This window comes from Flagellimonas marina (genome assembly GCF_042651185.1).
Taxonomy (GTDB): Bacteria; Bacteroidota; Bacteroidia; order Flavobacteriales; family Flavobacteriaceae; genus Flagellimonas; species Flagellimonas marina.
Genome location: NZ_JBHSCL010000004.1, coordinates 1283691 through 1297494, shown reverse-complemented (window position 1 = coordinate 1297494; position 13804 = coordinate 1283691). Strand labels below are relative to the sequence as shown.

Below are 13804 nucleotides of genomic sequence, written 5' to 3'. Positions count from 1 at the left end.
TCAGTTTTTTGTACACTATGACCCGCTGGTCCTGTAAATGGCCCAAAATCCTGTAATTATGGTCTAAGCTTGGTAACATCCATATTGGCTTTGTACAATCTACTGTTTCCATTCTCATAGGAATTAAGAAATTGAACCAAGGATTGCATATTGTGCATAGGTCCATCTGGGTTTGAAGTTCTTCGGCTGGTAAAATACAGCGTATTCGTTGCTTCATCCACAAAAGGGCAATAATCCATTTGTTTTGAGTTGACGGGTTGGGGAAGGGGTTGGGCTTTTGACCATTCGCCCGATGTATTTTTGAAACTAATATAAAGGTCACCGCTTCCTTGTCCATCTGCCCGGTTATAGCCGCCAAAAATCAAATACGAGTCGTTTTTGGAAATGTAAGCGTTGTATTCGTACCCTTCAGTATTTATGCTTTCTCCCAAAGAAATGGGCTCCGAGTAGGTTCCATTTTTAAATTCACTGAAGAAAATATCATCCTCTCCCTTGGAGTCTGGACGGTCTCCGGTGTAATACAAATTGCCATTTTCAGCTACCGCCGGATAGAATTCATTATGTTCTGTATTAATTGGGGTTCCCATATTGATGGGTTGGGACCATGCCGCAGTGGTGGAAAGGCGTTCCACATACCAAATATCAAAGTCTTTGGGTGTATTGATGGAATCATGCAGCGGTCGGTTCGACACAAAATAAAGACGCAGCCCATCTGGGGCAAAAAACGGTTCCATGTCCTTATAGGTTCCTGAAAAAGAGGCAATCATGGGATTTCCCCACGCATCTCCCGTTTTTGACGAAGTGGAAATCACCGAAACATCCTCGGTTTGGGACTGAATGGTAAAATAGGATTCGGAACCGGAAGCATCCATGGTAAAATCCCTGACTTTGTCAAACTCCCTCAACACGTCAAGGGCAGGGCTCACCACTATTTCATTTTGACCAAAACCAAATAGGGTGCAAAGTGAAAAGACAAAAAAGAAACTAGTTTTCATTTCTGGTGACCTTTGCAATAGCTTCTTGAATTAATTTTTCCATTACGGCATAGCCTTGTTTGGTCAAATGGACCTCATCCGTAGTCAATTCCTTGGGAAGACCACTACGTTCATCAGCCATAGCCCAAAAATAATCGAGGTACATTACGCTCTGTTCATCCGTCATTTCCTTCAACAAAAGGTTCAACTTTGGAATTTTTATGTTGGGTTCCAATCCTGGTCGCCAGGGATAATCGTAAGCTGGAAGTACAGAGCAAACAATAGGGGAGATGTTATTGGCCTTCGCCAGTTCTACCATGGAGAGGATGTTGTCGCGTATTTGTTCCAAGGTCATGGGACCGGTGTTGCCGGCAATATCATTGGTGCCTGCCAAAATCACAACAATTTTAGGCTCCAATTCAATGACGTCTTGTCGAAACCGAAGCAACATCTGCGGTGTGGTCTGCCCACTAATACCCCGATTGATATAGGGATTGTTTGCAAAGAAATCTGGGTTGGCATTGGACCAACCCTCGGTTATTGAGTTGCCCATGAAAACCACTCGGTTTTCATCTTCTTCGGGAGCGGACAATTCAGCATTTGCCTGTTTATATTTTTCCAAGTTGGGCCAGTCTTGGGCCATAATCTCCGATGAGCCTGAAAGTCCAAGAAAAGATAACATAAGCCAAAGTATTGTTTGTTTTTTTAACATGTGCTGTTTTTGTTAAAAATAGGAAAATATCATGTCAAAAAAGGCAGGTTTTAAACCTGCCTTTTTATTTTTTAATCAATCAATTAATATTTGGCACTCTTCCCATTAGCCTGGGTTCGTATGATAAAGTCCCTAATATCGTCATTGGCTTTTTGAAGGTCTTCCCTCCTCAAATACATCATGTGTCCAGAACGGTAGCCTTTAAAATCGAATCGGTCTTTCATGCGGCCACTGGGGTCTACCTGCGACATAGTATATTTTGCTGCGAAATAGGTGCAGGCACCATCATAGTAACCCGATTGTACCAAAACATTCAAATAAGGGTTTTGTGCCATGGCCTGGCGAAGGTCTTCCCGAACATTATCGTCGTCATTGTTCCACGGGTGTACTGGACCGAACATATTGTATTTGATGTCCGTCTTAAACCCAAGCTCTTCTTGTAGGTAATAATTAATGGCAGGGGTAAAGCTGTGCAACCACGAGGTCAATTCAGGAGAATAATCTGGACTGTCGCCAAAAAGCTGTCTGTCTATCCCCAGATATCTACTATCCAATCTTCCTACGGTATACCCGCCTTTGTCCTTTAATAGCGCCTTCCAGAAAAAATCAGTGGGGACATCTAAATTGTGGTCTAAAATGTCCTTTTCCTTCAATCCGGTATAGTAGGCCATTTGCTTGGCCACCTCGTTTCGTTCCGCATCTGGAATAAACCCACCTTTGGCAATGGCAGGCAACAACGTATTAATGGTGTAATCTTCCACTTCGGGCAATACCTCCAACAAATCCTTGCTTTGCAATGCGGCCGGCAAGGCTTTATGATGCCAAGCAGCAGCAGCAAAATAGGGGAGGTTCAATGCGCTTGATACCGGGTCGTTGTCACGGAAAACCTTATAATCTGCAGGAGAGACCATAATAACACCGTTCAAGTACATCCATTGTTGGTTTTGAAGCGCCAAAGAAAGTCCCATCACCCGGGTTCCTCCATAGCTTTCACCGACGATGTATTTTGGAGATCTCCAACGGTTGTTTCGTGTCACAAAGGTATTGAGCCATTCTGCCAAATACTCCGTATCCGCATTGATTCCAAAGAATTTATCACGCTGTACCTTTTCACCAGTTTCCGGAATGGTTCTGGAATATCCTGTGTTTGCTGGGTTTACGTAAACAATGTCGGTCACATCCAACACAGAATAGGGGTTTTGGGCCACGCCATAGGGTTGAACGGGGTATCCCTCATCATCAATTTTAAGAACCCTAGGTCCGGTGTACGCCAAGTGCATCCATACCGAACCTGAGCCTGGACCTCCGTTAAAGGAAATCAGTAAGGGACGCTCGGCTCTATTTTTTACGTTGTCCCTTGTATAATAGGTATAATGAAGCGATGCAATAGGTTCACCCATTTCGTCCCATACCGGTTGCGTGCCAGTTGTGGCCGTATAATTAATATTGACACCTTTTATGGTAACTGAATGTTGGGTGGTAATCGTGGTATCAATGGGAAGTTTTCTGTTTTGGGCAATGGCAATGGTTGTGCATAAAGCTATGCTTAGAGCAAGATAAGTTTTTCTCATTGTATAAAGTTGAATTAGTCTAACGCTAAAAGTAAGTATTTTGATTGAAACTCCCTCTTAACTCTGACGGAATGCGACCTTAACAATTAATAGATATTTAAGGAACATTAGCATCATCAAAACTTTACATTGTAACCTTTTCTTAAAAAAGCGTTAATCCAATGAATATATTGAGATAACCAAACTCTAAAGTGCCCTAAATAGTTTTGGAATCAAACGAAAACCTAAAACTATACAATTATGAATTTGAAAAGATTACTACTTGGGGTGGCACTGGTTTCCATGGTCAGCTTTGGATTAACTAGTTGTGACGGAGAAGACGGACGCGATGGAATAGATGGTGTTGATGGCGTGGACGGCACCGATGGAGTTGATGGTCAGGACGGTGAAGATGGAGAGGATGGTGAAGACCTTACCATTGCCGAACTTGAACCACTTATGAGTTCCGTAACCCCAAACTCTATGTTTGAATTTAAAGGTCCGTACGCTGGTACGGCTCAGTTAGAGATGATTATGTCCTCTGCAGATATTCTTCCTTCAGACCCTTCTTTTGTGTTTGGGTCGTACACTGATGGAGCAGCGCTTTATCCAGCAGAAGATGGAACTTTTGCCTTGATCAACAACTTGGAGGCAGACTATTCCATTGCTAGAATTAGAGTAGATTCAGACTTACGTCCTTTAGAAGGTGATTATATTGTAAATTCTACCGCCACGGCCTTTACTGCACAATGCTCCGGTTCTTCCATTACGGTTGAGGAGCATGGTTTTGGCCCACTTTATCTTTCCGGCGGTGAATGGGGCGGAAACGCAAAAGGAGTATACAAAATCAATCCGTTCCGTTCTACAAATGACCGGGTAGAGGCCGAAAGATTGCCAGCTTTGGGTGAGTGGTCCACCGAGAATGCCGTTGTTATCGGAAAAGATGCTTACCCCACTCAAACTGTAGTTTTTATGGGTGACGATGACAGCCAAAATGTTTATCCATCTGCCCACTTTGGCATGTACGTAGCTTCAAGGGGTGACCTTTATGGAGGCAAATTGTACGTTCTGCGTGGGAAGGACACCACTGAAACCGCTATTGGCGGAGGTGGCCTTAAATTTGAAATGGGCATGGCCGAGGACATCGAATATGATGTGGAATGGGTAGAAATGACCGAAAGAACCCTTGAAGAATTGAACCAGGAAGCTATTGATTCAGTTGCCATAGGATTCCAAAGAATTGAAGACATCGATTGGCAAAGAGGTTCTGCTGCGAACAATAGAAATGTATTCTTTAACGCAACCGGAAGAATACGCGGTGACAATCCAGATTTGGCCAATAGAGGAACTTCATTTGGTAGAGTGTACAAGTTGGAGCTCAATCCAGACGACCCAACAGGCGATGCCAAACTTACTGTGATCATAGATGGCGATCTAGAAGGTGGAAAAGGAGATGGAATGCATTCTCCCGACAACATTGTTGTAACCGAAAACTATGCCTACATTCAAGAGGATCCCAACGGATATGCTGATTTAAATGCTGATATTCAGGGATATGCCAAACTATGGCAATATAACATCATGACCGGGGACTTTATAGAGGTTATGGAGTGTAATCAGGTAGCCGCCGCTGCCCTTGGAATCGGAGATACCGACTCTTACTGGGAAATTACGGGTATGATTGATGTCACTGATGTTCTTGGTTCAGCTGAGCCTGTGTTTATATGTGGTGCTCAAGTACACGGATGGTCATTTGACAGTGGCAACCCTGCAACCTACAGAGCAGATGGCGCAAAGTTTGTAGATCCAACAGCAATTGATGAAGCTGCTGCCACCTTGGAAGGGTCGGTCATTTTCAAAATTACCGGTTTACCAAGATAGGCCCAGCTTAACTATTATAATAATCTACTACGTGATAACAATAAGGTTCTCTATTCAAGGGAACCTTTTTGTTCCTTAAAAAATCCACACAAATGAGGCACCAACCCAAAAGCATATATTGTTTACTTCTTATATCAATCCTATTTTTTTCCTGCAAAAAAGAGGAGAAAATCAAAAGGGAGACGTCAATGGATAAGGAGTCTCTATTTAATGAGGACATCAGAAACCATTACTTTCAAACGTTGGACAGTGCTTCCTTTTACATCCAAAAATTGGACACTTCCAAGACAGTAGAGGAGAACAGGGTCAACTTTTTAAAGAGTAGGGAGTGGTACAAAAGGGCCGAGCCCATGCTGATTGCCTATGACAATCAGAATTATTTGTCCATGAATGCGCCAAATCTTCTTAAAGTAGAGATAGATGACTACACTGATATTAAACGGTTGAAGCCAAAAAGCTATCAAGTATTGGAGGAACTTTTATATGCCGAAGATTCCATCTCCAACAAGGATTTGAATGTTGTCTTGACGTACTTAAAGGTTCGTATACCTTTTATCAGAAAGAATCATATTCTCTATACGCAAAGAGATAGGCATCATTTAAAAATGATTAGGGACGCCATCGTCAACATTGCCACAAAGGGAATTACCGGATTTGATTCACCAATGTTGTCCAATTCCTTGAATGAAGCCATATACAACTATGAAAGTCTGGCCACGGTATTGAATATTTATGAGGAAGCCTTTAAGGACAAAACCCTCTACAACAAATGGTCCGAAGAAATTACGAAGACCATTCAGGTTCTTCAATCTGCGGATTTTGATAGTTTTGACCGCTACGGTTTTATAAAAAATCATACCAACAAACAATTGGAGCTTGTAAATCGTACCGCAAAGGATTGGGGAATCCAACTCAATACCTCAAGACCCTTAAATCCTACGGCCACGAATATTTTTTCAAAGGATTTCTTCAACATTAAAAATTTCTCATTGCAAGGCTCACCTGCCATCAATGAGGAGCGAATTGAGCTCGGCAGAAAGCTTTTTAACGATGAGTCCCTATCCAGCACGGGCAACATTAGCTGTGCTACATGCCATGTCAAGGAAAAAGCATTTACCGATGGGCAGCCAAAGGCATTGGGCATAAACGGGGTGGAATTACAACGAAATACACCCACCTTATCCTATGCGGTGTATCAAACCACCTTATTCTATGATGGAAGGGCTACCGGCCTGGAAGATCAAATTGTAAACGTTGTAAATGATGAAAATGAATTTCATATGGATTTAAACACCATGGAAAAAAGAGTGATGGAAAATATGGAATACAAATCATCATTTGATAGTCTTTATGCCGGTAAAGTAAACAATTTGAATGTGCGTCATGCCATTGCTACCTACATTCGAAGCTTGGCCCCGTTCAATTCAAAGTTTGACAGGAATATGCAAGGATTGGAAAACTCATTGACCGATGAGGAAAAATTGGGATTCAATCTTTTCATGGGAAAAGCAGCTTGTGCCACCTGCCATTTTCCACCCGCATTTAATGGTACGGTCCCTCCAAAATATGAAGAAACCGAGTTCGAGAATCTTGGAGTTCCTAAAAATGCTAGTTTTGAGCATCCTATTCTAGATGATGACCCAGGTCAATATTATCCGTATAGAGTGGAAGAAAAACGAAACTTTTTCAAAACGGCAACGGTCCGCAATGTTGAATTGACGGCACCTTACATGCACAATGGGGTTTATGAAACCTTGGATGAAGTGGTCACCTTCTATAATGTTGGCGGCGGACAAGGTATGGGCCTGGATGTGCCTTATCAAACCTTACCTCCAGATTCATTGAACTTGGAAGTGCAAGAACAGAAAGCATTGATAGCCTTCATGAAATCCCTAACCGATGCTGATTTAAAATAATCAACTGTATCGATTTTCTGTTGGATATGGCATGACTATCCCATACTTTGTTAAAAAGAATGGTAGGGTATGCATGTTATTGCTTTATTGTTAACTTTAAGACACACTGACTAAACATGTTATCCATGAAAAATTTATCCAGAAGAAATTTCAACACCTTAATGGCCAAAGGCATGGGAACAGCCGCAATCATGGCTGCAACCCCGTTGGCCTGTGCCATGGGGAGCGGACAGGACAAAAAGAAATTAGGCGTTGCCTTGGTGGGACTGGGGAGCTATAGTACCTATCAATTGGCACCAGCCTTGCAAGATACACAGCACTGTTATCTATCTGGCGTTGTAACAGGAACACCGGAAAAAGAACAAATATGGGCGGATAAATACAACATCCCCAAAAAGAATATCTATAACTACCAGAACTTTGACGATATAGCCAAGAACGATGACATTGATGTAGTTTACGTGGTCCTCCCGAATAGCATGCATGCCGAATTTTGTATCAGAGCTGCCAAAGCTGGCAAGCATGTCATCTGTGAAAAACCTATGGCGGTCAGTGTTGAAGAATGTGATGCCATTATAGAAGCCTGTAAAAATGCTGGTGTAGAGCTGGGAATAGGGTATCGGTTGCAATCAGAGCCGTATACCAATGAAGTGAAGCGTTTTGTTCGGGAAAAAACCTTTGGGGATGTCCGATATGTTTCAGCTGATGCAGGGTATTACTCAGGCAGTAATCCAGACCAATGGCGCTTGAACAAAGAGCTATCGGGTGGTGGAGCTTTGCTAAACATGGGCGTTTATGCCATTCAAAGTGCCATTTATGGCTCAGGACAGAACCCTGTTTCTGTTACCGCACAAGAATATAGCACCCGTCCAGAATATTTTAAGGATACCGACGAGACCATTACGGCACAGTTTACATTTCCTAACGGCGCGGTTGGAAATATCATGACTTCGCACAATATCAATGCCAATAGCATGTATGTATCCGCAGAAAGAGGATGGTTTCAATTGCAACCGGCGAACAGTTATGGCCCATTGAGCGGAAGAACCTCCACAGGTGATGTGATTGAGTTCCCTCATGAAAGTCAGCAAAAATTACAAATGGATGATTTTGCGAAACACATACTTTTTGATGCTCCGAATGTTGCCCCAGGTGAAATGGGTAAACGGGATATGATCATCTGTGAAGCCATTTATGAATCCATAGCGAAAGGTGGGCAAAAAGTTACGCTTGACTTAGAACCCGATTACGGATTTGGAGGGTTGCCAACACCTTGAAAATTTGATACACATTTGCTAAAGTTCTATAAACCAAAGTGTACCGTTAAAAAAAGATGCTTCTGAGCACGTAAATTCCAGGAAAATTGAGTTTTTTTGTAGTAACAAATCTTATCTATTATGAAAAAACTACTAATTCCTACATTGGTCGTGCTGTTCTGTAGTTGCGACAAAGATGACCCAAAACCTGGGACTTCTTCAGAAGATGCCCTGAATGCTTTATCTGAATATGTCATTGTAAATAAGGTATTTCAAGATATTGGAAACACCAATGGCGATGCTGTGCTATCAGCAGAAAATTCTGCTTCCACTCCACAAGCTAAAATGGGGGAAACCTTGGCCATGGATACCGAAATAACAATAGCACCAGCAGATTTTTCAACCTTTCCCAAAACCATAACCGTTGATTTTAAAACAGGGGTTTTAGGAGTGGATGGTGTAACTCGAAAAGGAAAAATCACCATTGTTTCCACCAATTGGTATAGAGAATCTGGCAGTATTCACACAGCGACTTTTACCGACTATTACCACAACGATTACAAAGTTGAGGGAACACACCTTGTAACGAATTTGGGTGAAAACGAAGATGGATTTTTGGAGTATAGTGTTGCCATTGCCGATGGAAAAATCACAAAGCAAGATGGTTCTGTGATTGAATACCAAGAAAATTCCACCAGAACATGGATAGAAGGAAAAGATACACCCTTAAATATTTGGGACGATGAATATCTGTTGGATGGTTCGCAAAACGGAATCAGTTCCACAGGCCTCGATTATGCGCTGACCGTTGAAGAATCCTTACATTTTGTGCTGCTTCCCCGAAATATTGAATCAGGAATTTTAGATGTTGATATTGCTGATTTTAAGGACATCAAAATAAACTATGCCAATTCTACCATTACTATTTTAGGGCAGACCTATCCATTTGTAAAATAACGAACAAAACAGGAAAAGCTTGCTGGTTTTAACTGGCAAGCTTTTTCTTTTTTTGAAAGTTTTTATTCAACCATGGCCAAAAAAAGTTGGTTTCGCAGTTCTTCCAGTGGAATATGCAAAGGGCTATAGGTAACCGTTCCAATATTAATGGCAATGAACATATAGCGATTGGTTTCTGGAGAATAGCGCAGCTCACAACCTGCGCCAATTCCACCTCCGGAGTGGCCATAAAAAGGATGTCCAAGAATATTGCCGTGGCCCAATCCAAGTCCGTAGACAGGTCTGTCTTCCCAATTGTTCACCCAAGTCATCATCAATTTTAGGGTGGATTCCTTGAGTAATTTGCCTTCCAACAATCCTTTTAAGAATAGAATGGCTTCTTTGGGGGTGGTGACTATGCCATCATCACCCACCATATAGGTCACATTTTGTTTCTGGATATGGGATATGTTTTCCAAAATCCCATCACTGTAACGGTCCCAGTAGCTACTTGAGAGTGTTTCACCGTTTAATTTTTCATCTGAAATACGGTAATAGGTATGCTGTAAACCTAAAGGTTTAAATATATTTTCTTTAATATACACACCATGGTCCCCTGTAATTGAATCAGCTATCAATGCAAGCAAAACATAATTTGTATTTCTGTATGAATATTGGCTCCCTGGCTCGAAGGTCAGTTTTTTTCCATCGATAAACTTGATATAGTCCTTCGCTGTAAAAGCAGTTTCAGGATGTTGTAGCAAAGTGCTCGCATATGCTGGATGAAAGTTGTATTCTGGAATTCCCGAAGTGTGGTTCAACAACATTTTAATGGTAATTTCATTTGCCCTGTCAATCATTTCTGATACTTCTGGGGCCAAATATTGGTCAATGGGATCGTCCAGTTGTAATTTCCCTTCTTCAAAAAGCTGTAGTGTGGCGACGGCCATATAGGTTTTGGACACACTTTGCAAATAATGTAAAAAGGTATTTTCCATTTTTTGTTGTGCCTCTATGTTGGAAAACCCCTCACTTTGCAACCACCATCCATCGCTGTCCAATAGGGCCAAACTGACTCCGGGACATCCATTTTCTGCTAAGGATTTTAAAATAGGGGAAACTTCTTGGCCTTTGGGATGATTTGGATTCGAGTCAATCTGGGACCACCCGAAGGAACATCCAAATGATAAGAAAGCAAGTATGATTATCTGTTTCATGCTGTTCGGTTTTGAAGGATTAAAAATGTATGCGGCTTCCAAATTCCAACAAAGTAAATGGAACCACTGGCATACTCTCATTATAATTGGTGGCCAATAAAAACTGATAATTGGCGAAAGGAGAAACATAGGTGCCCGCATCATAGGTATCGTATCCCAGTCCTATTCCAACGGGTATCACCAACATTCCCTTTCCTTTTTTTCCTGCGCTCTTCCAGCCACTTTTTGTGGGCCTGTAGCCTTCCTTGGGGCGTTTGGCGTAGAGATAGCCTACTCCGAGTTTAATTTCGGAAAACGCATCGTTGACCACATCGGGCCGCCACACGGCTTGGGTATGCAACAATAGTCCGCCGCCAACAGACTTGTTGCCATACCAGGTCATTTTGAATTGCTGTACCCAATTTCGATTACCGTTGTGGCTGACCTCGGTTCCCAACCCAATCCCGATGTTCTTGAAAAGGTTTTTTTTGTTTTTAAAGGGAAGCGACAGGGAATGAAATTCAATACTGATGATCAATGGAAAGTTTCTATGGTTCCCATCATTAGCCTGTGACCATGAAGATTGAATCACTATCGCGCACAAAAAAAGAGCTATAATTGTTGTTCTCATTTTTGATTGATTTGTTGACCCAAAAGTAGGAGCGAAGTACATCTAGATTCAAGCAAAAAGAAGGCTTTATCCCTAAAATGTAGTAAAATTTAGGTTGAAATGTCAGCCCTATGTCCGAAACCAACGTTTAAATGTAGGAGCTTTGGTGCGGCTTACCGGGATTTCTGATGGGAGCATGTCATTTTCTAAAAGCGAAACACTGATTTTGCCATTTTCAAGTTTGGTAAACCCGTTAACTTGGTTTCGGTGGATAATAAACTGCCGATTGAGCCTAAAAAACAAACTGGATGGGAGTTCATCAGCAATTTTTTCAAGAGGGGTGTCCAAAAAGTATTGCTTTCCATCCGAAGTATACAAAACCACATATTCACTTTCCACGGAAAACCCCAAAATGTTTTCAAAAGGCACCTGTGTCTCATTTTTACCTTCTTTCGCCAAAAAGCCGGTTTGCAACTTTTGTTTTTCCTGTAACACTTTTTGCTCAGTACCTTGCCATTGGTGGTAATAATGAATCATCACATAAATGGCATTGATAAAAAAGAACCAAATGGCAATAATGAACAGGTCATAGTCATAAAAACTGGGATGGGCCCATTTTCCTTTTACAATAAGGCTTGAGAGCTCCGTCAAAAAACTAATGGTGAAAAGACCAGCGAAAGTGGTGAGTAGAAATTGTACAATGACACGTTTCGCAAATTGGGTATACGCTATTTTTTTATCGAGCCAGAGAATGATTTTTCTAACGGCAAGCCATGCGGCATATCCCGTGAGTGTGTCTATGGTGTAGGTAAAAACAAACCACCAATTCAATTTTACATCCGTGTAGGTGAGATAGTAATTAAAGGCACTAATAAAGGGAATGAGCACCAAAAAAAGCGGTATATCAGGGTAATATGGTGACTTTCGAGTTGATTCCATTATTTATTGCCTTGGTAAAAGTACACTTAAGCCAAGAATTTTGAAAAATCTGGATTCTAAATTAAAATTTTTCAAACACCCCAAGACCAAAGAGGGCAAAATCATATTTCACCGGGTCAGTAGAATCCAGTTTTCGCAATTTTTTGTCCAATTCCAACAATGCTTTGGCATCGTTCTGTTTGCGTTTGAGCAATTTTAGTTTCCGGGCTACATTGCCCGAATGCACATCCAAAGGGCAGGAGAGCTGGGCGGGATTCAGGCTTTTCCAAATACCAAAGTCCACCCCCGTATTGTTGTCCCGAACCATCCATCGCAAAAACATATTGATGCGCTTGGCCGCAGAACCTTTGTTGGGGTCCGAAATATGCTTTGTGGTCCTGGGCAAATGGGGAAGCTCAAAAAATACTTCCTTGAACTTGGAAATGGCAGGCTGCAAGGAGTCGCTTTCCTGATTTTTACTGAAAACCGCCTCCAGTCCGCCATGGTTTTCATAAATGTTTTTTAAACTGACCAAAAAATACTGCAAATCCAATCCATTGAACGTACGATGGACAAACGGAGCCAACTTTTCCAGATCATCTGGCGTGTGGTTCAGTACAAAGTCATAAGGAGCATGATCTAAAAGTCCCAACAATTTTCTAGCATTGTTGATAATGCTCTTCCGGTTGCCCCAAGCAATGGTCGCCGTTAAAAATCCACTGATTTCTATATCTTCCTTTTTGGAAAACAGGTGCGGAACCTGAAGCGGATCATTCTCCAAAAAGCGGGGATGGTTGTACTGCTCCACTTTTTCATCCAAAAAATCCTTGAGTTCTGAGTCTCTTAATTTCATGATTTAAACCCAAATAGACCTATTTTATGTTTTATGCAGGAATGATTTTGTTTCTGACCTAGGTATAGTTCTAAGCTGTATCTATTTATTTCATCAAAATTATCTTGAAAACCTTTTATGAAATCTCTGAAAATTCCGGAATCCTTAAAAAACTCATTACAGATTACTGTTACATTGCGTGTTGTGTCACCAAAATCAATTTGGACTCCATTGGCTTTAGCAACTCCTACATAGTGCTCGATAATATATTTTGCTCTTACATAAGTATGCGGGTGAGAATGCCGCTTTGTGTAGAAATCTGTGTTAACCTTATCAGGTTGGAAAGGATAAATTCCTCCATACAAAAATAATAGTTGGGTAATTACTATGCTTGAAATCCCCAGATACATTAATCTCTTGTAGTTATTTGGTGTCTGGTCTTTCCTCGGTATTTGTTCTTGAAAAAACTGTTGAAAATATACACTTACAAATTGACTTCCATTTAGGTCGGCATCATATTCAAAAATATGTTTCTCAAAAGAAAATTTGTCATTAGATGGATGTTCACTCATTGTAAAGTCTTTATCTTTATACTGGACGATATGAGCAAATTCGTGGTAAAATGTAAAAATCGTTGAAGCCTGAAACATTAAAAATTCGAGGCTATCTGGTGTTATTTTCTGTAAATTATGAAATGCTACCCAATCTGTTTTATCAAAAAATTGTCCTTTTCTTCCTAATTTTTTATACAAGGCTTCCAAATAGGATTTTGAGAATTTAATTCTGTATACGTTTCTGCCTTTTCCTGCTCTAGCATTTATAATGTGACTATCCCAGAAGTAAAAATATGAAGGCTTAACTTCAAATATTTGACTATATTCATTTATGTTGTCTACACACCAATCAAAATATCTTTGATAAAAAGAGGAGACAGGATTATCCTGAAAATCATAAATTTCACTTTCCGGGATACCAGCTTCTAATAATTCTTTCTTGTACTCATTAAAATCAATCTTTCTCATT

At 41.0% G+C, this 13804-nt stretch carries 12 protein-coding genes; 4 read left to right on the top strand and 8 right to left on the bottom strand.

Annotated elements, in window-relative coordinates:
- Positions 1 to 56: 56 nt before the first annotated feature.
- The 3 genes from ACFOWS_RS09470 to ACFOWS_RS09460 all read right to left on the bottom strand — a co-directional run bounded on the left by ACFOWS_RS09470 (position 57) and on the right by ACFOWS_RS09460 (position 3257).
- The gene (locus tag ACFOWS_RS09470) at positions 57 to 995 is read right to left on the bottom strand and encodes a hypothetical protein (RefSeq protein ID WP_379763870.1); all 939 of its coding nucleotides are present in this window, start codon (positions 993 to 995) and stop codon (positions 57 to 59) included.
- A complete protein-coding gene (locus ACFOWS_RS09465) occupies positions 985 to 1656 on the bottom strand; it encodes an SGNH/GDSL hydrolase family protein (protein ID WP_379763868.1) in 672 nt (223 codons plus the stop codon). Before ACFOWS_RS09465 ends, ACFOWS_RS09470 begins: the two co-directional genes overlap by 11 nt.
- 113 nt (positions 1657 to 1769) lie before the next feature.
- Entirely contained in the window at positions 1770 to 3257 is a 1488-nt protein-coding gene (locus ACFOWS_RS09460) for a S10 family peptidase (RefSeq protein WP_379763866.1), read from the bottom strand.
- Positions 3258 to 3497: 240 nt separating this feature from the next.
- On the opposite strand from ACFOWS_RS09460, the gene ACFOWS_RS09455 reads away from it, so the two are divergent.
- The 4 genes from ACFOWS_RS09455 to ACFOWS_RS09440 all read left to right on the top strand — a co-directional run bounded on the left by ACFOWS_RS09455 (position 3498) and on the right by ACFOWS_RS09440 (position 9246).
- A complete protein-coding gene (locus ACFOWS_RS09455; protein WP_379763864.1) occupies positions 3498 to 5117 on the top strand; it encodes a phosphatase in 1620 nt (539 codons plus the stop codon).
- 188 nt (positions 5118 to 5305) lie between these two features.
- Positions 5306 to 7033 (top strand): cytochrome-c peroxidase, encoded by a 1728-nt coding sequence (locus ACFOWS_RS09450; protein WP_379763862.1) that lies wholly within the window; start codon positions 5306 to 5308, stop codon positions 7031 to 7033.
- A gap of 125 nt (positions 7034 to 7158) precedes the next feature.
- Positions 7159 to 8310, top strand: coding sequence for a Gfo/Idh/MocA family protein (locus ACFOWS_RS09445; protein WP_379763860.1), 1152 nt, complete (start codon positions 7159 to 7161; stop codon positions 8308 to 8310).
- Between the two features lie 120 nt (positions 8311 to 8430).
- Entirely contained in the window at positions 8431 to 9246 is an 816-nt protein-coding gene (locus ACFOWS_RS09440; protein WP_379763858.1) for a hypothetical protein, read from the top strand.
- Positions 9247 to 9308: 62 nt separating this feature from the next.
- Here ACFOWS_RS09440 and ACFOWS_RS09435 read toward each other — a convergent pair whose 3' ends face one another.
- The 5 genes from ACFOWS_RS09435 to ACFOWS_RS09415 all read right to left on the bottom strand — a co-directional run bounded on the left by ACFOWS_RS09435 (position 9309) and on the right by ACFOWS_RS09415 (position 13803).
- Positions 9309 to 10442, bottom strand: coding sequence for a serine hydrolase domain-containing protein (locus ACFOWS_RS09435; protein WP_379763856.1), 1134 nt, complete (start codon positions 10440 to 10442; stop codon positions 9309 to 9311).
- A gap of 19 nt (positions 10443 to 10461) precedes the next feature.
- On the bottom strand, positions 10462 to 11052 hold the full coding sequence (locus ACFOWS_RS09430) for a hypothetical protein (protein ID WP_379763854.1): 591 nt from the start codon (positions 11050 to 11052) through the stop codon (positions 10462 to 10464).
- A 108-nt stretch (positions 11053 to 11160) separates the two neighbouring features.
- Positions 11161 to 11970 carry a LytR/AlgR family response regulator transcription factor gene (locus tag ACFOWS_RS09425; protein ID WP_379763852.1) on the bottom strand — a complete coding sequence of 270 codons (810 nt, stop codon included), beginning with the start codon at positions 11968 to 11970 and terminating at the stop codon, positions 11161 to 11163.
- Between the two features lie 61 nt (positions 11971 to 12031).
- Entirely contained in the window at positions 12032 to 12802 is a 771-nt protein-coding gene (locus ACFOWS_RS09420) for a TIGR02757 family protein (RefSeq protein WP_379763849.1), read from the bottom strand.
- Positions 12799 to 13803 carry a hypothetical protein gene (locus tag ACFOWS_RS09415; RefSeq protein WP_379763847.1) on the bottom strand — a complete coding sequence of 335 codons (1005 nt, stop codon included), beginning with the start codon at positions 13801 to 13803 and terminating at the stop codon, positions 12799 to 12801. The genes ACFOWS_RS09420 and ACFOWS_RS09415 overlap by 4 nt, the downstream gene beginning before the upstream one ends.
- Position 13804: the final 1 nt, after the last annotated feature.

Bases quoted from the DNA above. Each gene is read 5' to 3' on its own strand.
- ACFOWS_RS09450 (WP_379763862.1), top strand. From the start codon at position 5,306: ATGGATAAGGAGTCTCTATTTAATGAGGACATCAGAAACCATTACTTT.
- ACFOWS_RS09425 (WP_379763852.1), bottom strand. From the start codon at position 11,970: ATGGAATCAACTCGAAAGTCACCATATTACCCTGATATACCGCTTTTT.
- ACFOWS_RS09455 (WP_379763864.1), top strand. From the start codon at position 3,498: ATGAATTTGAAAAGATTACTACTTGGGGTGGCACTGGTTTCCATGGTC.
- ACFOWS_RS09465 (WP_379763868.1), bottom strand. From the start codon at position 1,656: ATGTTATCTTTTCTTGGACTTTCAGGCTCATCGGAGATTATGGCCCAA.
- ACFOWS_RS09470 (WP_379763870.1), bottom strand. From the start codon at position 995: ATGAAAACTAGTTTCTTTTTTGTCTTTTCACTTTGCACCCTATTTGGT.
- ACFOWS_RS09440 (WP_379763858.1), top strand. From the start codon at position 8,431: ATGAAAAAACTACTAATTCCTACATTGGTCGTGCTGTTCTGTAGTTGC.
- ACFOWS_RS09460 (WP_379763866.1), bottom strand. From the start codon at position 3,257: ATGAGAAAAACTTATCTTGCTCTAAGCATAGCTTTATGCACAACCATT.
- ACFOWS_RS09435 (WP_379763856.1), bottom strand. From the start codon at position 10,442: ATGAAACAGATAATCATACTTGCTTTCTTATCATTTGGATGTTCCTTC.
- ACFOWS_RS09415 (WP_379763847.1), bottom strand. From the start codon at position 13,803: ATGAGAAAGATTGATTTTAATGAGTACAAGAAAGAATTATTAGAAGCT.
- ACFOWS_RS09420 (WP_379763849.1), bottom strand. From the start codon at position 12,802: ATGAAATTAAGAGACTCAGAACTCAAGGATTTTTTGGATGAAAAAGTG.
- ACFOWS_RS09430 (WP_379763854.1), bottom strand. From the start codon at position 11,052: ATGAGAACAACAATTATAGCTCTTTTTTTGTGCGCGATAGTGATTCAA.
- ACFOWS_RS09445 (WP_379763860.1), top strand. From the start codon at position 7,159: ATGAAAAATTTATCCAGAAGAAATTTCAACACCTTAATGGCCAAAGGC.